We start from the raw sequence: 18,955 nt of genomic DNA on the forward strand, positions 1-18,955 counted from the left end.
AACGGGCCCGACCTGCCATTTCGAGCCTCGTGAGAGGGCTGGTGCCGACCATCGCGCCATGGGGTTCGTTCTCGGGTTCCTTCCGTGGGTCCTGTACTGGGCGTTGATCGGCAACGTGCCGTTCCGGCTCGCCGCCGTGCTCGTGTTCGCGGTCGCGGTCGCGGTGCAGGTGATCGAGCGGTTGCGGCACCGGCCGTGGCGCAGCCTCGAGGTGGGCAGCCTCGCGGTGTTCGCGCTGCTCGCCCTGGCGGCGTTCGTCGTGGACGACGGTGTTCTGGAGCGCTGGATGCAGCCGCTGTCCAACCTGGGCATCTTCCTCGTCGCGCTCGGCGGGCTGCTGGTGGGCAGGCCGTTCGTGCGGGAGTACGCCGCGGCGTCGGTCGACGAGCGCACGGCCCGCACCGACGGCTTCGGCCGGATCACCTGGAACATGACCGTGTTGTGGACCGCCGTGTTCGCCGCGATGACGGTGACGTCCGCGGTCCCACCCTTCGTCGACGGCGACGCGACGCTGCGCGACAGCGACGACCTGCTCTCGATCCTGTGCTACTGGGTGATCCCCTACGTGCTGCTCGCGTTGGCCGGGCTGGTGTCCGGCCTCTTCCCGCCGTGGTTGGAGAAGCGCTCCGCGCTGGTCGAGCAGCGGGAGGCCGAGGAGACGCCGCGGCCTGCCGCGCAGCGACCCGCCCCGCCCGACCTCGCCGACCGCACGCTGGCCCTGGATCTGCCCGCGGCCAGCCGGCACGACGAGCCGTTCCCCGTGGTCGTGCGGGGCGTGCCCGCGGGGGCGACGGTGTCCGTCGCGACGTCCGGCGACGACCTGTTCGGGCGGGCCTGGCGATCGGATGCCCGGCTCGCCGCGCCCGCATCGGGCGTGGTCGACCTCGCCGCGGTCGACCCCGTCACGGGCGACTGGCTGCGTGCGTCGGTGGATGCCCCGATCAGCGCGATGCGCTTCGCGGAGCCCGACGTCACCCCCGAACTGTTCGTGCCGCCGGCACCGTGGCGGGTCACCGTCGAGCTGTCCGTCGACGGCGGGGGCACGGTCCGGCGCACCGTCGAGCGGGTCGCGGGGGTGGAGGGCGTACGGCGCGAGCACGTCGAGGTCGACGGGCGGTCAGGTCTGCTCGTGGTGCCACCCGGCGACGCCCCGCCGGGTGGGTGGCCCGCGGTCGCCTGCTTCGGCGGCTCGGAGGGCGGGTTCGACTCGCAGGTGGGCAACGCCGAGCTGCTGGCCGCACACGGATTCGCCGGGCTCGCCGCGTGCTGGGTGACGGAGACGGAGGCGGCCACGGCGATCGCCTCGGTTCCGCTGGAGCGGTTCACCGGCGCGCTGCACCTGCTCGCCGGGCGGCCGGACGTCGACGCCGGCCGGATCGCCGCGATGGGCGTCTCCCGAGGCGCGGAGGGGCTGCTCGCGGTGCTCACCGCCGATCCGGAGGCGCCGTGTCGGGGCCTCGTGCTGATCAGCCCGAGCAGCACGAGCTGGCAGGCGATCGGTGCGGACGGGGAGATCCCCGACACCCCGTCGTGGACCCATTCAGGCCGGCCGGTGCCGTGGCGCCCGGTGCAGAGCGGCGAGCTGATGGGCCAGCTGGTCCGCAACGCCTGGCGCATCGGACGCGACCGCGCAGCACACCGCCCCACGCTGCTGCGGCTTCGCGCCGCGTATGCGGCCGGCCTCGCGCACGGCACGGCCGGGACGCTCGCCGCGGAACGGGTCGACCGTCCGTTGCTCCTGCTCACAGGCACAGACGACGCCGTGTGGCCGGGGGAGCCGATGGCCGAGGCGATCCTCGGCAGACGGGCGTCGGACATCGGCCGCGACCGGCACGTGCGGTTCGCCGGAGCCGGGCACCTCGTCCGGCTCGGTGCGTTCCCGACCGACGCCCAGTGGACCGGCGGCATCGCCCTCGGCGGCGAGCGCGAGGGGCAGGCGGTCGCGCAGCGCGCGGCGATCACGGAGGTCACGCGCTTCCTGGCGGACGTGACGGCGCTCGTCCCGGATCGTGCAGTCGTGCGGTGACCGGAGCGACCCGGGAGACGGGCCCACGGGGCACGGGTACGGCGGGGGACGGAGCGCGCCGTAGCAGGCCGTCGATCGATCGGGTGGCCGTTCTCGTCTTCGGCCTGCTGATCGCCGGCGTGGTCGTCGAGGCGGCATACGAGCTCGCGGTAGGTCCCCATCCGCTGGCGAACGACTGGCTGCACGACACGCTGATCTTCGGCTCCGCGGCGATGTGTGCCGTCGGGGCCGGGCGTCACGCGAGCGGCCGGCGGGCGTGGTTGTGCATCGCCGCCGCGCTGTTCTCCCTCGGTCTCGGCGAGGTGCTCTGGGGGCTCCTGTACCTGGGCGTCGAGCCCGACGCGATCCCGTACCCGAACCCCGCGTCGGTGTTCTGGCTGGCCAGCTACCCGCTGTTCATGGCCGGCATCGTGCTCATCGTCCGCAGCCGCGTGTCGCGCTTCGAGCTGCACCGCTGGTTGGACGGGTTGGTCGTCGTCCTGATCGTGGCCACGCCGATGGTGGCCCTGGTCCTCGAACCCGTTCTCCGCGAGGCTCCGAGCGACCCGTTCGGGCAGATCGTGGCGCTGAGCTACCCGTTCGGCGACCTGGTCCTCATCGGCGCCCTCCTGGGGGCCGTCCCGCTGATGTCCTGGCGCGTCGACGCGGGCTGGTGGTGGCTCGGGGTGGGGCTGCTCTGCATGACGCTGGTCGATGCGGTGTACGCGGTGGGAGCCATCTCCGCGACGTACCATGAAGGGCCGTACGACTTCCTCTGGAGCGCCGGCAGCGTCGCGATCGCCGTCGCGGCCTGGCGCCGGACCACCGACTTCCTGTCGGGCTTCGAGCCCGTCGGGTGGCCGGCGGTCATCCTGCCCCTCGGTGCGCAGGTCTTCGCCTTCGCGACCCAGATCTACGCCTACTTCGACGAGCTGCCCCGCACCGAGCGACTCCTCACCGCCGTCGTCCTCGGGATCGGCATCGCCCAGATCATCGCGTCGCGGCCGCGGGCACCGCACGAGGTGGCGAGCCCTCCCGCCACGCCAGGACACACCTCGTGAGCGTCGAGGCGGCGGGCCGTCGGATCGCGCCGCTCTTCCCGACGGTGGCGGCGAGCTACCTCGGCTACGCGATGATGGCGACCCTGTTCGTCCCGATGCTGATGCGCCCGGCCGACGGCTACCTCCCGCCCGACGCCGGCCTGGCCACGCGTACGACCGTCATCGGGCTGCTGCTGATGCTCTACCCGCTCGGGCAGTTCGTCGGCAATCCGGTGCTCGGCGCGCTGTCCGACCGTTCCGGCCGACGTCCGGTCGTCCTCGTCTCGACCGCGGCCACCATCGCCTGCTACGTGGGCATCGCGAGCGCGCTGACGCTGCGCAACCTCGTGCTCCTGGCGCCGTTCCTGCTGCTGTGCGGCCTGGTCGAGGCGACGATCGCCCTGACGATGAGTGCGATCGCCGACGTGACGACGGGCGACCAGCGACCGCGATACCTCGGGTACGTCTACGCGACGACCAGCGTGTCCTACACCGTCGGCCCGCTCGCGGGCGGGCTCATCGCAGAGCACCTCGGGTACGCCCTGCCGTTCTGGATCGTCCTCGTCGTCCTGATCGCCGTCCTGGCCTGGCTGTACCTGCGGTTCGCCGAGACGCTGCCGAGTTCCGACCGTAGCCCGGCGGCCCCCCTGCTGCGGGCTCTGTCGGGCCTCTCGCAGGTGGTCACCGACGACGCCCTGCGCCGCGTCTACCTCGGCAGCTTCCTGACCTACGTCGCGGCGATGGGGTTCTGGCGCGTCATCACGATCTACCTCGTCGACGAGTGGGACCTGTCGGTCGGCCCGGTCACCACGTGCTACGCCGCCCTGTCCGTCGCCGCCGGTATCGGGAACCTGGTCCTCCTGCCACGGTTGGCCGGGCGGGTGGCGATGCGTCCGCGCTCGGGTTGCCCGGTGCGCTCGCCGCCGCGATCACCCTGGCCTCCGTGGCGAGCCTGCTGCTGGCCGTCAGCCTGTCAGCTGTCGGCGCACTGCTGTCGGCGGCGGCGCCGACCGACCGGCAGGGCACCGTCCTGGGCAACAACGCCGCGCTGCTCGTCCTCGGCGAGGTCGTGGGCGTCAGCGGCGGATCCTTCATCGCGGGAATCGATCCGATGCTGCCGCTGCTGGTCCTCGCCGTCCTCGCGGCCGTGGCTCCGGCCGTCCTCAGCCGTCAACGGCGGCGTACGGCGGGCGCGCAGTCACCACGGACCGGACCGTGAGCACGCGTTACGACGTGGCCGTCGTCGGCGGCGGGTGTGCCGGCACGGCCGCTGCGGTCGGCGCCGCGCAGGCCGGGGCGCGGACGGTGCTCGTCGAGTCGTACGGCTGCCTCGGCGGTGCGGCGACCATGAAGGGCGTGAGCGCGCTGTGCGGCCTCTACACGGAGGCCGACAGCGAGCAGGTGGTGTTCGGCGTCGGGGAGCAGCTGCTGTCGGGGCTGCGGAGCCTGGACGCCGTGGTGGAGAAGGTGCGCTTCCGCGGTGTGGTGGCGGTGTACGACCCGGAGGCGGTCAAACGGGTCCTCGACCTGGTCGCCGGGCGGGCCGGTGTCGACGTGCTGTTCCACACGAGCGTCGTCGCCGCCGAGCGTGACGGGAGCGGGCTCAGGTCGGCGACGCTGCACGGGCACGGCGGATCCACCGTCGTCGAAGCCGGGACCTGGGTCGACGCCAGCGGTGACGGCGACCTCACCTCGTCGGCAGGCGCGTCGTGGCGCTACGGCAACGACGGCCACATCCAGGTCGGCACGCTCGGCCTCCGCATCGGCGGCGTACCGCGCGACCTGACCCTGTCGCACGACGATCTCAGGGCCGCGGTGGCCTCGGCCAGGCGACAGGGCTCGACGCATCTCGACAAGGACGACAGCGTGATGATCCGGCTCCCGCTGTCGGGTGAGGTCGGGCTGCTGCTCGTCGACGAACAGTACGACGCGCTCGACGCCGGGAGCGTGTCGCGGGCCGAGATCCGGGCGCGTGCGAAGGCCTGGGACTACGTCACCGTGCTGCGGACGATGCCCGGCTGGGAGAACGCGTACCTGGCCCAGTCCGGGCCCGTGCTGGGCACCCGCGAGTCGCGGCACGTCAACGCGCGCTACCGCCTCAGCGCCGACGACGTGGCTCGCGGTGCGCGCCACGACGACGCCGTCGCCCGCGGTTCGTGGGCGATGGAGTACCACGACAGGCCCGGCGGGGCGAGCACCTGGCTACCGGTGGCCGACCGCGGGACCTACGACATCCCGCTGCGGTGCCTGATGAGCGAGGACATCCCGAACCTGTACGCCGCAGGACGGCTGGCCGACGGCGACCGGCTGGCCGGAGGATCACTGCGGGTCATGGGCACGGCGTTGGCCACCGGTCATGCCGCCGGTGTCGCCGCCGCGGCCCACGTGCACTCCGGGTGCCCGCCCTCCGCCGGTGACGTTCGCGCGGAGCTGCAGAGACAGGACGCCCGCCTGCCCTGACAGGGGCACAGGTCGTCGACGACGAGTCAGGGGAGTGGCAATGGCGAGTCCGGAAGCCGAGAAGTTCGCCGAGCTGCTGCGATCCGCCCCGCCGATGGCGGAGCTGCCGCTCGCGGAGCAGCGCGCGGCGGGCGAGCACGCCGAGGACATGACGACGATCCCGCCCGGCGTGTCCTACTCCGCGGTGCAGGATCGGGTGCGCATCGACCTCGCGGCCGACGCGCAGGTCCCGCCCGACGGCGTCGAGTTCACCGCAGCTCATCCGGTGCGTGGCCTCTGGGCCGTGCCGCCCGCTGCACCTGCGGACCGCGCGCTGCTGTACCTCTTCGGCGGCGGGCACGTGATCACGTCGGTGGCGGCGCGGCGCCGCTTCGCCGGGCATCTCGCCCTCGCTGCGGGAGTGCGGGTACTGGCGCTGGACTACCCGCTCGCCCCGGAACACCCGTTCCCGGCCGACGTGAACGCCGCCGTCGACGGCTACGACTGGTTGCTCGAGCAACGGTTCCCGGCCACCGGCATCGCTCTCGCGGGCGAGTCGTCCGGAGGCGGTCTGGTGCTGTCCACACTCCTCGAGCTGCATCGCCGCGATCTGCCGCGGCCGGCGGCCGCCTATCTGATGTCGCCGTGGGCCGACCTGACCTGCTCGGGAGCGAGCTTCGACCGCCGGGCGGACGTCGACCTGGAATGCAGCAGATCCAGCCTGCTGCGGATGGCCGCGCAGTACCTGGCCGGCCACGATCCGGCCGATGTCGCCGCCTCGCCCGCCCTGGCCGGTCCGTCGCGGCTGGCCGCTGCCTGCCCGTCGCTCTTCGTCCAGGTCGGCGGCGACGAGGTGCTTCTCGACGACTCGGTCACCGTCACCCGCTCGGCGGGGGTGGGCGGTACGCGGGTCCGCCTCGAGATCTGGCCCGAGATGCAGCACTTCTTCCAGCTCGGCGTGGGTGTGTATCCCGAGGCGCAGGAGGCGCTCGACGCGGCGGGTGAGTGGCTCGCCCGCCGCCTCGACGTCACGCGGACGTGAGCCCGGACGTGGCCTGGTGGACGGAGGCGATCTGTTGGGCCAGGCTTGGTGGACGCCGCGAGCAGGAGTGGCGTCACGCCACCTCACCGTAAGGATCGCCATGCCCTTCGTGACCGTCGGGGAAGAGAACGGCCAGGACATCCGGATCCACTTCAACGACCACGGGTCCGGCCGGCCGATCGTGCTCATCCACGGCTACCCGCTCGACGGCAACTCGTGGGAGCGCCAGGAGCGCGTGCTGCTCGAGGCGGGCTACCGCTGCATCAGCTACGACAGGCGCGGCTTCGGCCTGTCGAGCCAGCCGACCATCGGCTACGACTACGACACCTTCGCCGCCGATCTCAAGGCGCTGCTCGACCACCTCGCGCTGACCGAGGACGTCGTCCTCGCCGGGTTCTCGATGGGAACCGGGGAGGTGACCCGCTACCTCGGCGCCTACGGATCCGCCGGGGTGAGCAAGGCCGCGCTGTTCGGGGTGATCCCGCCGTTCCTGCTGAAGACCGACGACAACCCCCAGGGTGTCCCCGGCGAGGTGTTCGAGGGCATCAAGTCGGCGATCGTGGCCGATCGCTACGCCTACTTCGACGACTTCTTCGCCAACTTCTACAACACCGACGTCCTCGCCCCGGAGCGCATCGGCGACGCCGCCCTGCGCGCGAGCTTCCAGGTCGCGGCCGGAGCGGGGCCGTACGCCACCTACGCCTGCGTCGACTCGTGGCTGACCGACTTCCGCGGTGACCTGCCCAGGATCGACGTGCCCACGCTGGTCGTGCACGGCACGGCGGACCGCATCCTGCCGTTCGAAGCGACCGCAGGCCGTCTCCGCGACGAGAAGCTCATCGCCGACCTCACTGTCGTGGAGGTCGCGGACGGACCGCACAACATCGGATGGACGCACCCCGACGAGGTCAACGCGGCTCTGCTGGAGTTCCTGCGGCGCTGATCCGGATCAGCAGGTGTCGGCCTCGCCCAGCGTGCGGTAGCCGGGGTGCACCCCGGCCACCAGCTTGCGGGCCTCCGCGACCCGGGTCAACAGCGTCCGTAGCTGCGCGCGCTCGTCGGCGTCGAGCCCGTCGAGCAGCGCGTCGTCGTGCTCGCGGGCCACGCGCCCGAGCTTCTTCATGAACGCGTGGCCGGCGTCGGTGAGGTGGACGGCGTAGAGCCGGCGGTCGTCGGGGTTGCGGCGGCGCTCGACCAGTCCGCGCTGCTCCAGGCCGTCGACCAGGGCGACGAGGCGCGTCGCAGGAGTGCCGAGATGCCGGGCGAGTGCCTGTTGGCTGCGTCCCGGCTCGAGTGCGATCGCGCGGAGGAGACCGGCCTGCGGGGGAGTCAGGTCGAGCTCGGCGACCCGCGTCGCGAACTCCTGGGCGGCATACGTGCCGAGCTGGGTCAGGAGGAACGCGCTGCCCGCGGCCGGCGGCCCGTCGCCTCTCATGGACGAACAGTATCGCTTGACGCACGGTTCCTCAACGAGGATCGTTACAAAGATGAACGATATACAGAGCGAGACGACTCGTCGTCGTCTCCAGGGAGGACCGCCCCTGCTGGCCCTCGCCCTGCCCTACGCCGCACTCACCCTCGTCGGGCTCGCCCTCGGTATCGGCCTGGGCCGGCCCGACGACACACCGGCCGAGCTGGCGCAGGTGCTGATCGAGAACCAGACCGCCGCCACCGTCCTCGCGGCTGCCGTCGTGGGGGCGTCGGTACCCCTGGCGATCTGGAGCGCCACGGCGTACCGGCGCCTGCGCCGGCTCGGGGTCACCGCACCCGGCTCGGCCATCGCCTTCGCCGGCGGGGTTCTGGCCAGCGCGTCGCTGGCGTTCTCCGGGCTGGTCTCGTGGACCGCCGCGACCACCGCGCCGGTCGTGACCCCGGAGATCCTGCGTGCGCTGTCCACGCTCGCCTTCGCCGCCGGCGGGCCCGGGTTCACCCCGTTCTTCGCACTGCTGATGGCCGGTGTCGCGGTGCCCGGCCTGATTCTCGGGGTGCTGCCGCGGGCCTGGGCGTGGGCCGGCCTGGTGATCGCCGCCCTCGGGATGCTCGGGGTGCTGTCGCTGCTGACGCCCGTGCTCTACCCGCTCCTGCCCGTCGGTCGTTTCGGTGGCCTGATCTGGCTGGTCGGGACGTCGGTCCTGCTGCCGATCGACCGGCCCCGCCGCTAGAGCGTGTCTGAGATCGAGCGGGCGGCCGGTCGGCCGCAGCGGCGCGGTCGGCTCAACCGCGATCGTGTTGATCGTCCGGGGTCGAATGGGGGCCTACGAGGCCGGACAGCCCCCGCACGATCAGCTCGCCGGCGAGCGCATTGATCGTGCGGGACGAAAAGGGCCCCGATCAGCTCCGATAGTGCCCGCACGATCAGCTCACCCGTGGTGATGGCGACGACGGCCGGTCCGTCACCGGGTGGATCGTCGGGCGAAGCGGACGAGACGCTGCTGAGCGTCCTTGTACGGGGTGGCGGTGACCGGCGCGTCGCCGTCGCGCACCGCGGTGGCGACCCCGACCGCGGCGTCGAGCGCGGCCCGGTAGGGGAGCGAGCCGGTGCTGACCCGACGGATGCCGAGCTCGGCGAGCTTCGTGAGCGGCAGGTCAGGGACGACCAGCGTGTTGACCGGCACGGGGATGGCCGCGGCGAGAGCTCGCAGCTCGGACGGTTCGGCGGCCCCGGGGACGAAGATCCCATCGGCGCCCGCTGCCGTGTAGGCCTCGGCGCGGTGAAGTACCGCGTCGACGGTCGCCTGCCGGCCGAGCCAGTAGTTGTCGATCCTGGCGTTGACGAACACGCCGGGGCACCGCTGCTTGATCGCCGCGATCTTGTCCGCGTGGGCCGCGGGGTCGACCAGTGACTCGTCGGTGCTGTCCTCGATGTTGATCCCCGCGACGTCAAGGTCCGCGACGTACGCGGCGACGTCGTCGGGGTCGTCGGCATAACCGTCCTCGATGTCGGCCGACACGTACGCAGGCAGCGCGGCGAGTGCGCGCACGAGCGCAGCCGTCGCGTCCCGGCTGGCCCGCGCTCCGTCGGCGTGCCCGGCAGCTGCGCCGATCCCGAAGCTCGTCGTGCCGACGGCCGGGAATCCCGCCTCGGCGAACGCCACTGCCGACGCCACATCCCAGGCGTTCGGCAGCAGCAGCGGGCTGTCGCCGTGGTGCAGGTCGCGGAAGCTCGTGGTGGGTCGGGATCCGTGGTTCATCGCGGCACCGCCTTCATGGGGTCGACGCTACGTCCCGGGTTGACACGGCGAGCGGGGAACGACACGTTGCACGGGAAGCTCGGACCGGCCGAGGTGAGGAGCGGTGGACATGGCCGACGACGTCGTCGGCATCGGGCCCGTGCCGCAGATCGAGCTGGTCCCCGGAAGCGTCCGGAAGGTCTGCCAGCTCACCGGCGAGTGGGACCGCCAGCGGCACACCCCCGCGCACAACCGGACGGAGACGCGATTCGGGCTCGTCGGCACCGATCTCGGTGCGTCCTTCGAGCACGACGGCCGGCTGTGGTTCCTCTTCGGTGACACGTGGCCCGACCCGGAGGGTGGGGACAGCGTCGCGTGGACGACCGATCCGACACCGGAGCCGGGGATCGGGTTGGAGTTCGTGTCGGCGGACTCCCGCTTCGTCCGTCCGCGGGTGTCCACGCCGGACGGGCGTCCGGTGTCCACCACGTTCTTCGAGGTGCCGCTCGACGGGTTCAGCGCCGGCGGGCACATGTACGTCTTCCGGACCACCGAGCACTACCGGGAGGCGGGCCGGGAGGTGATGGGGCGGTCCATCCTGACCCGCGCGGTGAACGGTGACCCCACGGACCTCGTGTGCCTGTACGACCTCTCGATCGCGCGCCGCGGCGGGAAGTTCATCAACGTGTCGTGCGTCGTGGCGGACGAGGGCGTGGAGGGGCTGCCGTTCAGCGGGACGGCCGTGCTGGTGTGGGGAAGCGGCCTCTACCGGGCGAGCGACGCGTACCTCGCCTGCGTGCCGCTCGGGGCTGTTGAAGATCGAAGCCGCTGGCGGTTCTGGTGCGGTCGGGAGGCACGCTCGCGGCGGCCGGTGTGGTCGGAGAGCGAGAGCGACGCCGTCGCGCTGTTCGCCCACCCGCAGATCGGTGAGCTCTCGGTGACCTGGAACGCCCCGCTCGGGGTGTGGCTGATGCTCTACAACGCGGGATCGCCCCGCGGGATCAACGCCCGCGTCGCCCGGCATCCGTGGGGGCCCTGGTCCGACCCGGTGGTCGTGTTCGACCCCGGGTGGGCGGGCACCGGGTACGGCGAGTTCATGCACGTCCGGGACGCGCCGGACGGCCTCTCCGACCCGGGACGTGAGAACGAATGGGGAGGCGAGTACGGGCCGTACGTGATCGACCGCTACACGCGCGCTCTCCCCGGCAGGCGGGCGGCGGTGTACTTCACGATGTCGACCTGGAACCCGTACAACGTGGTGGCGATGACAGCGGTCCTTCGGCGGGTCGGCACATCGGGCCGGAGGTGACTCCGTCGGACGTCGGAGGGGGCCGGCGGGTGTCCGCGGTCAACAGCACCAGGCTCGCGAGCAGGACCGCCATGCCCGCCCAGCCCAGGGCCGGCAGCCCTTCGTGCAGGACCAGCACGGCGATCACGGCGGCGACCGCGGGCTCGAGCAGCGACAAGGTGGTCGCGGTGGTCGCGGACACGGCCGCCAGTCCTCGCCCGAACAGCACGTAGCCGAGGAACATCGGCACGACGGCCAGGTACGCCACGACCGCCAGATTGCGGCCTGAGTCGAGGATCGGCGCCCCGGTGAGCAACAGGACCGGCATCAGCAGGACACCGCCCAGCCCGAAGACCGCGCCCATGACCGGCCGGGTGGGCAGCCCGCCGCGCATCATCCGCGCAGCCCCCCACGAGTACAGCGCGTAGGTCACCCCGGCCAGCAGACCCAGCACGACGCCCAGCACGGGACGTCCGCCGGCGGCGGCATCCGCATGGCCGCTGCGGGACGCCGCCAGCGCCACGATTCCGAGCAAGCCGGCGGCGGCGCCGACGGCCCACCGGCGCGACAGCGGCCGGCGGTCGACGACACGTTCGATGACCGCTGCAGCGAGGGGTCCGGAGCCGATGGAGACGACCGTGCCCACCGCGACCCCGGCGAGGCGCATCGAGGAGTAGAACGCCAACGGGTACACCGCGACCGCCACCGCAGCCACCGCCGCCGTCCGCCACTGCTCGACCAGTCCGGCACGGTGGGCGCGGATGACCCGGGATGCGGCGACCGCTTGCAGGAGGCCACCGATGCCCATCGCCGCCGCCCCGGCGGCGAGCGACCCGACCCCCGGCGCCAGCGCCGCCGCCGTGCCGGTCGTGCCCCACAGCACGGCTGCCGCCAGCACGCACACGCTGCCGGAGGACGCTGCCCGGCTCACGGCGCGGTCTCCATCGCGGTGTCGACCAGCTGCAGGGCCAGCTCGCGGACCCGGTGCAGCCGACGGGAGTCCCCCTCCAGGCCGGCCCGGGCCATCGCGCCCTCGAGCAGGAACGACAGCTGTTCGGCCAGGTCGGGGACGCGCGCCGCCGGAAGGCCGTCCAGTTCGGCGAGATGGGTGGCCAGTAGCGCCTCGACCTCCTCCTTGTGTCGACGCACGAGCAGCCGCCCGGGCGAACCGGCGGGCAGCTCGGCGGCCGCGTTGAGCAGTCCGCAGCCCCGGAACCCGTGCCGGTAGGCCATCTCGGCGTGGTCGACGTAGGCGTCGACGACCGCGCCGACCCGCTCTCGGGCATCACCCGCCGCAGCCAGCCGGCGCCGGTAGAGGGTCAGCCACTCCTCGTGCCGCGCCTGCAGGTACGCGAGCACCAGGTCGTCCTTCGAGGCGAAGTTGTTGTAGAGGCTCATCTTCGCCACACCCGCAGCGGCGGTGATGGTGTCGATACCGGTGCCGTTCACCCCGTGGTCGTAGAAGCACTCGGCTGCTGCGGTCAGCAGCCGGTCCCGGGCCGAAGTCCGCATACGGACACCACCCCTCTCGCTCTAGGTAGACCAGTCTACCTACCAAACGCTCAGCGGCGTCGCCGGGTGCGCCGGATCTCGGGTGACGCCATCGGCTCGCCGAGCAGCTGGCGGCACGACTCCACGGCCTGCCACCGCACTCCCGGGTCGACATCGGGCAGCGCGGTGGCGAGGACGTCGAGCAGCTCGGCCAGGGCGAGGGCGTCCTGGTCGCGGCTCAGCCCGGCGTACTCGGCGCGGCCGGGGTCCTGGCGCAGCCACGCGGCGGCGCGGCGGAGGACCTGTTGGTCGGCGTGATCGCGTTCGATCCGGCGCCATTCTCGATCGGTCGGCATCGAGTTCCCCTCGATCAGCGGCAGGGCCGCTCGGGGGGAAGCCGAGCCCGTCCAGCATGCCCTCGCGGATCGGCGGCCGCACGTTCGCGGCGACGCGAGGCGTCGTCGGGTCGTCAGGACCGCCGTCCGCGCTCGCCGTCGAGCCGGGCGACGAGGGAGAGCACGACGGCGGGGCCGTCTTCGGCTCGGATCCGATGAGCGAGTTCGGTGGCGCGGTCGCGGTAGGTCGATCGGTCGAGACAGGACCGCAGCGCGTCGCTCAGGGTGTCGGCGGTCAGCTCGTGCAGGGGCAGCGGCCGCGGCGCGACGCCGAGGCGGTGCAGCCTGTCCGCCCAGAAGGGCTGGTCGACCAGGACGGGCACGGGAACCGCCGGTACTCCCGCGCGGAGCCCGGCCCCGGTGGTGCCCGCGCCGGCGTGGTGGACCACGGCGGCCGTCCGGACGAACAGCCAGTCGTGCGGCAGGTCGCCGACCAGCAGGATGTCGTCTCCCGCGGGCGCGAGTCCGGCCCAGCCGGACTGGACGACGCGCGCACGCCGGCCCGTTCGACAGCGGCCGCGACGACGTCGTGGAGTCGCTCGTGGTGCGGGGTCATGCTGCCGAACCCGATGAACACCGGAGGCGGACCGGCGCCGAGGAAGTCGACCAGCGGGTCCGGGGGCTGCCATCCCGGCGGTCTGGCCGGCCACCAGTATCCGGTGACGTGCACCGTCGCGGGCCAGTCGGCGGGCCGGGGGACCACCTCGGGGCTGTAGCCGTGGCAGATCGGCCAGTCGTCGGCTGCGCTCGACGCCTCCGTGGCGGCGGTGCGGAGACCGAGCCGGGTGCGTAACCGCCGCAGGACGTCGGCGTAGAGGGAGCCGGTCCGGGCGAGCAGCTCGCGGCCCGCCGCGATGTTGTCGGCGGGGGAGAGCTGCCCGGTGACGGGCAGGCCGGGTGGGGGGAACTCCCGGGTGGGGACACCCGGAGCGAGGTAGACGCCGAGGCTCGGGATGCCGAAGCCGTCGGCGACGAGCCGGCTCAGCGGCGCCGGGCCGGACGCGGTGAGCAGGACGTCCGTTCCGGCGGCCACGGCGGCGATCACGCCGTCGCCCAGCTCGTCGAGGAACCCGGCGAACACCGACTTCGCGGCCTCCGGGGAGGGGGCGGCGGTGCGTGCGCGGACGAGCTCGACCGGATCGCCCGGAAGGGCCCGATGCTCCAGCCCGCACTCGCGCACGAGATCGGCGAACCGGTCGTGTGCGGCCAGCGCCACCTGGTGGCCTGCCTGCTGCAGCCGCTGGCCCAGGCCCGTGAACGGCGCGACGTCACCTCGCGAACCCGCTGTCACGATGAGAACGCGCATCGCATCTCCGCCCTACTGCTGATGTCCGGTCAGCAGGTCGATGAGGCTGTGGGGGTGTCGTCGCCGAAGCAGAGCCTCGAAGTCGCGGGCGGCCTCGGTGGCGGCTTCGGCGCTGCGGACGAACAACGCTTGCTCGTATGCGGTCAGCGCGGCCTCGATGTCGTCGGGATGGGCAGCGATCGCCGTGCCGAGGTCGGCGCCGTCGTACATGGCCAGGTTGGCACCCTCGCCGTTCGGGGGCGACAGGTGGGCGGCATCGCCGAGCAGGGTCACCCCCGGCGCCCGGTCCCACCGGTGCCCGACCGGCAGAGCGTTGAGTGGGCGCAGGACGGGAGCGGTCTCGCCGTTGGTGATCAGTGCGGTGAGCTCCGGGGCCCAGCCGTCGAACTCCTGCGCGATCCGAGCCGTCGCCGCAGCGGCGTCGGTGAAGTCGATATCGGCGAACCAGTCCTGCGACTTGGACAACGCCACGTAGGTGTGGAGGGTGTCGCCGCTCTCGCGGTGGGCCTGGATCCATGACCGAGCGCCTCGCGACCGGGCCCGGGGCGATCTACTGGCACGTGGCGAACAAGGGCGAGCTGCTCGCCGCGGCGACCGACGCCGTCGTCGCGGCCGCTCTGGCCGTCGAGCCCGCGGAGTCTCCGGACTCGCCACCGCAGGACAGGATCCGAGCCGTCGCGCTGGGACTGTTCGACGCGATCGACGAGCACCCGTGGGTCGCGGCACAGCTCTCCGCCAGCTCCTGGCAGGCGACCGCGCCACGGATCCTCGAGAGCATCGGTCGGCAGGTTCGCGCTCTGGGCGTGCCCGAGGGCAGCTGGTTCACCGTGACCTCGGTGCTGGTGCAGTACATCCTCGGCGCCGCCGGCCAGAACGCCGCGAACGCACGTGCTCTCGCGCCCGGAGCAGACCGCGGCGAGTACCTCGGCGCCGTGTCGAGAGCATGGGCGGAGCTCGACCCCGACGACTACTCGTTCACCCGGACCGTCGCCGACCAGATGCGCGAGCACGACGACCGCGCGGAGTTCCTCGCCGGCATCACTCTCGTCCTCGCGGGCATCACCGCCGTCCACCCGACTGGAAGAATCGACTCGTGAAGTACGCGCTGTTGATCTGTGACGACGAGCAGGTCTCGCCGAGCAACGAGGAGCTCGCCGCGGACCCGGTGCACCAGGCGTGGCAGGCGGACCTGGACCGTCGGGGCGCCAGGCTCACCGGCATGCGGCTGCGTCCGATCGTGGACTCGACCACCGTCCGGGTCCGGGACGGCGAGACCCTGGTCTCGGACGGGCCGTTCGCCGAGACGAAGGACTTCGTCGGCGGGATCGTGGTCGTCGAGTGCGCCAACCTGGACGAGGCGATCGAGATCGCCGCCGGCCATCCGTACGCGCGCTGGGGTGGCGTCGAGATCCGCCCGATCTGGGAATGAGTGCGCCCGACGATCGGGCCCGGGAGGCGGTCGAGGCGGCCTACCGGGACGAGTGGGGTCAGGTGGTGGCGACCCTGATCGGCGTGACGGGGGACTGGGACCTGGCGGAGGACTGCGCGCAGGACGCGTTCGCCGCGGCGCTGGCGACGTGGCCGCGCGACGGCGTACCGCGAAATCCTGGTGCCTGGCTCACCACGGCGGCCCGCAACCGCGCGACCGACCGGCTCCGCCGCGACAGCGCGGGGGCGGCCAAGCTGCGTGAGCGGGCCGTGCTGGATCGCGACCCGGCCGAGCCGCCGCCGGATGAGATCCCGGACGAGCGGCTGCGGCTGATCTTCACCTGTTGCCATCCGGCGCTGCCGTTCCCGGCCCGCGTGGCGCTCACCCTGCGCACACTGGCGGGCCTGAGCACCGCCGAGATCGCCCGGGCATTCCTCACGGCCGAACCCGCCATGGCGCAACGCCTGGTCCGCGCCAAGCGCAAGATCCGGGAGGCCGGCATCCCCTACCGGGTGCCCCCGGCGGAACTGCTGCCCGGACGTCTGGCGGCTGTCCTCGCCGTGCTCTACCTGATCTTCAACGAGGGCTACGACGACGACGGTGACGAGCAGACCGCCCGGCGCGCCCTGACCGCCGAGGCGATCCGCCTGGGCCGGGTCCTGGTCGGGTTGATGCCGGGCGAGCCCGAACCGCGTGGGCTGCTGGCGCTGATGTTGCTCCACGAGGCGCGGCGCGCGACGCGGACGCACGACGGCGTCCTGGTGACGCTGGAACACCAGGACCGGTCCCGGTGGGACCGTGCGCTGATCGACGAGGGGGTGGCCACGCTCGACGCAGCGCTGGCCCTGGCGCGTACCGGGCCCTACCAGGTGCAGGCCGCGATCGCGGCGTGTCATGCGGGCGCTCCCGACGCCGCGAGTACCGACTGGCCGCAGATCGCGGCCCTGTACGCGCGGCTCGCGCAGTTGGCGCCGTCGCCGGTCGTCGATCTCAACCGTGCCGTGGCGGTCGCGATGGTCGACGGCATTCCGGCCGGCTTGCGCATGGTCGACGAGGTCGCCGCGTCCGGTCTGCTCGACGGGTATCACCTGCTGCCTGCGACCCGGGCCGATCTGTTGCGTCGCGCCGGCCGTGCCGCCGAGGCGAAGGAGGCCTACGAGCAGGCCCTCGAGCTGGCACCGACGGACGCCGAGCGCCGGTACCTGGCGAGCCGCCTCCGCGAGCTCTGAATTCCAGGCTGTCGACATGTCGAAGTCGCGCGGTGCTCTTCGTCGGTGGGGTGACAGTCCACCGGAAGGAGATCATCATGACCATCGACCCGCACACCGACGCCGCTGCGCCCGCGCCACCGGTCGTCGACCGGGACGGCTTCGAGGCCGAGCTGACCAGGCTGCGCGACCGGGAGAAGGCCCACACCCGCGAGGGCGACGCCATCGCGGCCGCCCGCAGGCGGCTGCCGATGGTGGAGGTGGACCCCGCCACGGAGCTGATCGGCCCGAAGGGCCCCGTCCCGCTGATCGACGCCTTCGACGGCCGTCGCCAGCTGATCGCCTACTACTTCATGTGGCACCCCGAGGCACCTGCGGCCCAGCAGTGCGAAGGTTGCACGTGGTGCGCCAGCCAGGTCGCCGAGCTGTCGTATTTGCACTCCCGCGACATCACCTTCGCGGTCTTCTGCCAGGGCCCCTACGAGGAGAGCGTCCGCTACCGGGAGTTCATGGGCTGGGACATCTCCTGGTACTCGGCCGTGGCCTCCCTCGACACGCTCCTCGTCGGGCGCACCATCGGGATGATGCACCTCGTCTGCTACCTGCGCGACGGCGACCGCGTCTTCGAGACCTACTGGACGACCCGCCGCGGCGTGGAGCAGATGGACTTCAGCTACGCGCTCATGGACATCACCCCCTACGGCCGCCAGGAGCCGTGGGAGGACTCGCCTCAGGGGTGGCCGCAGGAGTGCTCCTACACCCGGAGCGCCGACGGCGCGCCCGACTGGCCGCCGACGGCGGAGTGGCCGGGTGGACGCCCCATCCCGCACTGGTCGCGACTGCGGGCCGGGCACTCCGACGACCTCACCGGCGCACCTCGGCCATGATCACCACGAGCGTCACGCCACGGTTACCACGGCAGCCGTGGGGCGACGCCCGCAACGATCACCGGGCCGCTCACCTCACGGTGCTCAGGCGATCTGCCGTGTGGTGCACGCGAGGCCCACGAGGTCGTCGAGCACGTCGGCGGCCGACGGCATGGCGGCGATCTCGGACTTCATCGCGGTGGCGGCGTCCGCGTAGGCCGGGTCGTCGAGAACCGACGACACCGCGGCGCGCAGACGCTCCGGGGTGACCTCGTCGGGCAGGAGCCGGATGCCCGCACCGACGGCGTGCAGGCGGTCGGCGTTGGCGAACTGGTCGGCGCCGCGGGGCAGACAGACCTGCGGCAGCCCTGCAGCCAGGGCGCCGAGCATGGTGCCCGAGCCGGTGTGGGACACGACGGCGGACGCCAGCGGCAGGAGCAGCGCCTGCGGGACGAAGGGCGCCGCCGCGACGTTGGCCGGACGCCGGCCGAGGAGCGCCGGGTCGAACCCCGGACCGGTCGTGATCGCGATCGAGATCGGCAGGTCCTGGATGGCGTCCAGCACGCTGCGCGCCAGGTCGGGATCGTTGAAGACCGTGCCGAGGGTGACGTAGACCAGCGGCCGCTCCGGCAGCTCAAGGATCTGCGGGGGGAGCCGCTCGTCGGGGGCGATCCCGCCGGGGCCCGGCCGGATCGACCGGACGTTCATCTCGCCGAGCTCCGGGGACTGCAGGCCCGGCGGGCACGGGTCGATGTAGAGGCCGGTCTCAAAGGCGTGCCGCCGGTTCGGGGTGCCGAGCTGGGCGCTGACGTGGTCGAACATCACGGCTGCCAGGGCCGAGGTTCCGGGCACGTGGGTGCCGAAGCCGTGGGTGACGTACAGCGCTCCGGTCGCACACGCGACCTCCCGGCCGGCCAGCTCGGTGATCTCGCTGATCACGATGTCCGGGCCCCAGCCGGCGGCGCGGGGGAGCAGGTCCAGCGCCCGGCGGACCGAGGGGCGCGCGAACAGGTGGACGGCGTCACGGCCGAGTTGTTCCTCGTGATTGGCGGCCGGGACGGCGCTCGCCGACGTGAGCTCGGCGACGGCCTCGCCGAGGCCCGGCCCCACGGTCCAGGTCGTGAAACCACGGCGCTGCAGGTCCGGCACCATGTCGGCACCGGTGGCCATCACGACCTCGTGCCCTGCGTCGCGGGCGGCATACATCAGCGGGAGCATCGGGAAGACGTGCCCCACGAGCGGGCTGGCGGTGAAGAGCATTCTCATGACTGTCAGT

At 72.7% G+C, this 18,955-nt stretch carries 20 protein-coding genes and 2 pseudogenes; 13 read left to right on the forward strand and 9 right to left on the reverse strand.

Annotated elements, in window-relative coordinates; translation table 11 throughout:
• Window positions 1–58: 58 nt before the first annotated feature.
• The 7 genes and pseudogenes from RM445_RS05870 (at window position 59) to RM445_RS05895 (ending at window position 7,469) form a co-directional block, all read left to right on the forward strand.
• The gene (locus RM445_RS05870) at window positions 59–2,026 is read left to right on the forward strand and encodes an acyl-CoA thioesterase/BAAT N-terminal domain-containing protein (RefSeq protein ID WP_311555021.1); all 1,968 of its coding nucleotides are present in this window, start codon (window positions 59–61) and stop codon (window positions 2,024–2,026) included.
• A gap of 83 nt (window positions 2,027–2,109) precedes the next feature.
• A complete protein-coding gene (locus RM445_RS05875) occupies window positions 2,110–3,066 on the forward strand; it encodes a hypothetical protein (RefSeq protein WP_311555022.1) in 957 nt (318 codons plus the stop codon).
• Between the two features lie 44 nt (window positions 3,067–3,110).
• Window positions 3,111–3,929 (forward strand): annotated as a pseudogene (locus tag RM445_RS32280) (MFS transporter); the annotation flags it as partial.
• A gap of 59 nt (window positions 3,930–3,988) precedes the next feature.
• Window positions 3,989–4,264 (forward strand): hypothetical protein, encoded by a 276-nt coding sequence (locus tag RM445_RS05880; RefSeq protein WP_311555023.1) that lies wholly within the window; start codon window positions 3,989–3,991, stop codon window positions 4,262–4,264.
• Window positions 4,261–5,505: an FAD-dependent oxidoreductase gene (locus RM445_RS05885; protein WP_311555024.1), complete on the forward strand. Its 1,245-nt coding sequence runs from the start codon at window positions 4,261–4,263 to the stop codon at window positions 5,503–5,505. The genes RM445_RS05880 and RM445_RS05885 overlap by 4 nt, the downstream gene beginning before the upstream one ends.
• Before the next feature lie 40 nt (window positions 5,506–5,545).
• Window positions 5,546–6,526, forward strand: a complete 981-nt coding sequence (locus tag RM445_RS05890; RefSeq protein ID WP_311555025.1) for an alpha/beta hydrolase fold domain-containing protein — start codon at window positions 5,546–5,548, stop codon at window positions 6,524–6,526.
• Between the two features lie 100 nt (window positions 6,527–6,626).
• Window positions 6,627–7,469 carry an alpha/beta fold hydrolase gene (locus RM445_RS05895; protein ID WP_311555026.1) on the forward strand — a complete coding sequence of 281 codons (843 nt, stop codon included), beginning with the start codon at window positions 6,627–6,629 and terminating at the stop codon, window positions 7,467–7,469.
• A gap of 6 nt (window positions 7,470–7,475) precedes the next feature.
• Here the strand turns inward: RM445_RS05895 and RM445_RS05900 are convergent, their stop codons facing one another.
• The gene (locus tag RM445_RS05900; RefSeq protein ID WP_311555027.1) at window positions 7,476–7,961 is read right to left on the reverse strand and encodes a MarR family winged helix-turn-helix transcriptional regulator; all 486 of its coding nucleotides are present in this window, start codon (window positions 7,959–7,961) and stop codon (window positions 7,476–7,478) included.
• Between the two features lie 52 nt (window positions 7,962–8,013).
• On the opposite strand from RM445_RS05900, the gene RM445_RS05905 reads away from it, so the two are divergent.
• Window positions 8,014–8,688, forward strand: a complete 675-nt coding sequence (locus RM445_RS05905; RefSeq protein WP_311555028.1) for a DUF4386 domain-containing protein — start codon at window positions 8,014–8,016, stop codon at window positions 8,686–8,688.
• A 231-nt stretch (window positions 8,689–8,919) separates the two neighbouring features.
• Here RM445_RS05905 and RM445_RS05910 read toward each other — a convergent pair whose 3' ends face one another.
• Window positions 8,920–9,717 (reverse strand): isocitrate lyase/PEP mutase family protein, encoded by a 798-nt coding sequence (locus tag RM445_RS05910; protein ID WP_311555029.1) that lies wholly within the window; start codon window positions 9,715–9,717, stop codon window positions 8,920–8,922.
• 109 nt (window positions 9,718–9,826) lie between these two features.
• Here RM445_RS05910 and RM445_RS05915 point away from each other — a divergent pair, with 109 nt between their 5' ends.
• The gene (locus tag RM445_RS05915) at window positions 9,827–11,005 is read left to right on the forward strand and encodes a DUF4185 domain-containing protein (protein ID WP_311555030.1); all 1,179 of its coding nucleotides are present in this window, start codon (window positions 9,827–9,829) and stop codon (window positions 11,003–11,005) included.
• On the opposite strand, the gene RM445_RS05920 is transcribed toward RM445_RS05915, so the two are convergent.
• From RM445_RS05920 to RM445_RS05940, 6 genes and pseudogenes are all read right to left on the reverse strand, one after another.
• On the reverse strand, window positions 10,923–11,915 hold the full coding sequence (locus RM445_RS05920; RefSeq protein ID WP_311555031.1) for a DMT family transporter: 993 nt from the start codon (window positions 11,913–11,915) through the stop codon (window positions 10,923–10,925). The two genes, RM445_RS05915 and RM445_RS05920, sit on opposite strands and share 83 nt — an antisense overlap.
• Window positions 11,912–12,496 (reverse strand): TetR/AcrR family transcriptional regulator, encoded by a 585-nt coding sequence (locus RM445_RS05925; RefSeq protein ID WP_311555033.1) that lies wholly within the window; start codon window positions 12,494–12,496, stop codon window positions 11,912–11,914. Before RM445_RS05925 ends, RM445_RS05920 begins: the two co-directional genes overlap by 4 nt.
• 50 nt (window positions 12,497–12,546) lie before the next feature.
• Window positions 12,547–12,831 carry a hypothetical protein gene (locus tag RM445_RS05930; protein WP_311555034.1) on the reverse strand — a complete coding sequence of 95 codons (285 nt, stop codon included), beginning with the start codon at window positions 12,829–12,831 and terminating at the stop codon, window positions 12,547–12,549.
• 113 nt (window positions 12,832–12,944) lie between these two features.
• Entirely contained in the window at window positions 12,945–13,499 is a 555-nt protein-coding gene (locus RM445_RS32285) for a glycosyltransferase (RefSeq protein WP_397469248.1), read from the reverse strand.
• Window positions 13,500–13,993: 494 nt separating this feature from the next.
• Window positions 13,994–14,176, reverse strand: a pseudogene (locus RM445_RS32290) (glycosyltransferase); the annotation flags it as partial.
• A gap of 12 nt (window positions 14,177–14,188) precedes the next feature.
• Complete coding sequence (locus RM445_RS05940; RefSeq protein WP_397469239.1) at window positions 14,189–14,647, reverse strand: FAD-dependent oxidoreductase; 459 nt, start codon at window positions 14,645–14,647, stop codon at window positions 14,189–14,191.
• A gap of 44 nt (window positions 14,648–14,691) precedes the next feature.
• Between RM445_RS05940 and RM445_RS05945 the strand changes: the two genes are divergently transcribed.
• From RM445_RS05945 to RM445_RS05960, 4 genes are all read left to right on the forward strand, one after another.
• Window positions 14,692–15,273 (forward strand): TetR/AcrR family transcriptional regulator C-terminal domain-containing protein, encoded by a 582-nt coding sequence (locus RM445_RS05945; protein WP_311555037.1) that lies wholly within the window; start codon window positions 14,692–14,694, stop codon window positions 15,271–15,273.
• Window positions 15,270–15,605 carry a YciI family protein gene (locus RM445_RS05950; RefSeq protein WP_311555038.1) on the forward strand — a complete coding sequence of 112 codons (336 nt, stop codon included), beginning with the start codon at window positions 15,270–15,272 and terminating at the stop codon, window positions 15,603–15,605. The genes RM445_RS05945 and RM445_RS05950 overlap by 4 nt, the downstream gene beginning before the upstream one ends.
• Window positions 15,602–16,834, forward strand: coding sequence for an RNA polymerase sigma factor (locus tag RM445_RS05955; protein ID WP_311555039.1), 1,233 nt, complete (start codon window positions 15,602–15,604; stop codon window positions 16,832–16,834). The genes RM445_RS05950 and RM445_RS05955 overlap by 4 nt, the downstream gene beginning before the upstream one ends.
• A gap of 77 nt (window positions 16,835–16,911) precedes the next feature.
• Window positions 16,912–17,700: a DUF899 family protein gene (locus RM445_RS05960; protein WP_311555040.1), complete on the forward strand. Its 789-nt coding sequence runs from the start codon at window positions 16,912–16,914 to the stop codon at window positions 17,698–17,700.
• A gap of 84 nt (window positions 17,701–17,784) precedes the next feature.
• Here the strand turns inward: RM445_RS05960 and RM445_RS05965 are convergent, their stop codons facing one another.
• Complete coding sequence (locus RM445_RS05965; protein WP_311555041.1) at window positions 17,785–18,939, reverse strand: glycosyltransferase; 1,155 nt, start codon at window positions 18,937–18,939, stop codon at window positions 17,785–17,787.
• Window positions 18,940–18,955 lie beyond the last annotated feature (16 nt).

Source organism: Pseudonocardia charpentierae (assembly GCF_031845345.1).
Classification (GTDB): domain Bacteria; phylum Actinomycetota; class Actinomycetes; order Mycobacteriales; family Pseudonocardiaceae; genus Pseudonocardia; species Pseudonocardia charpentierae.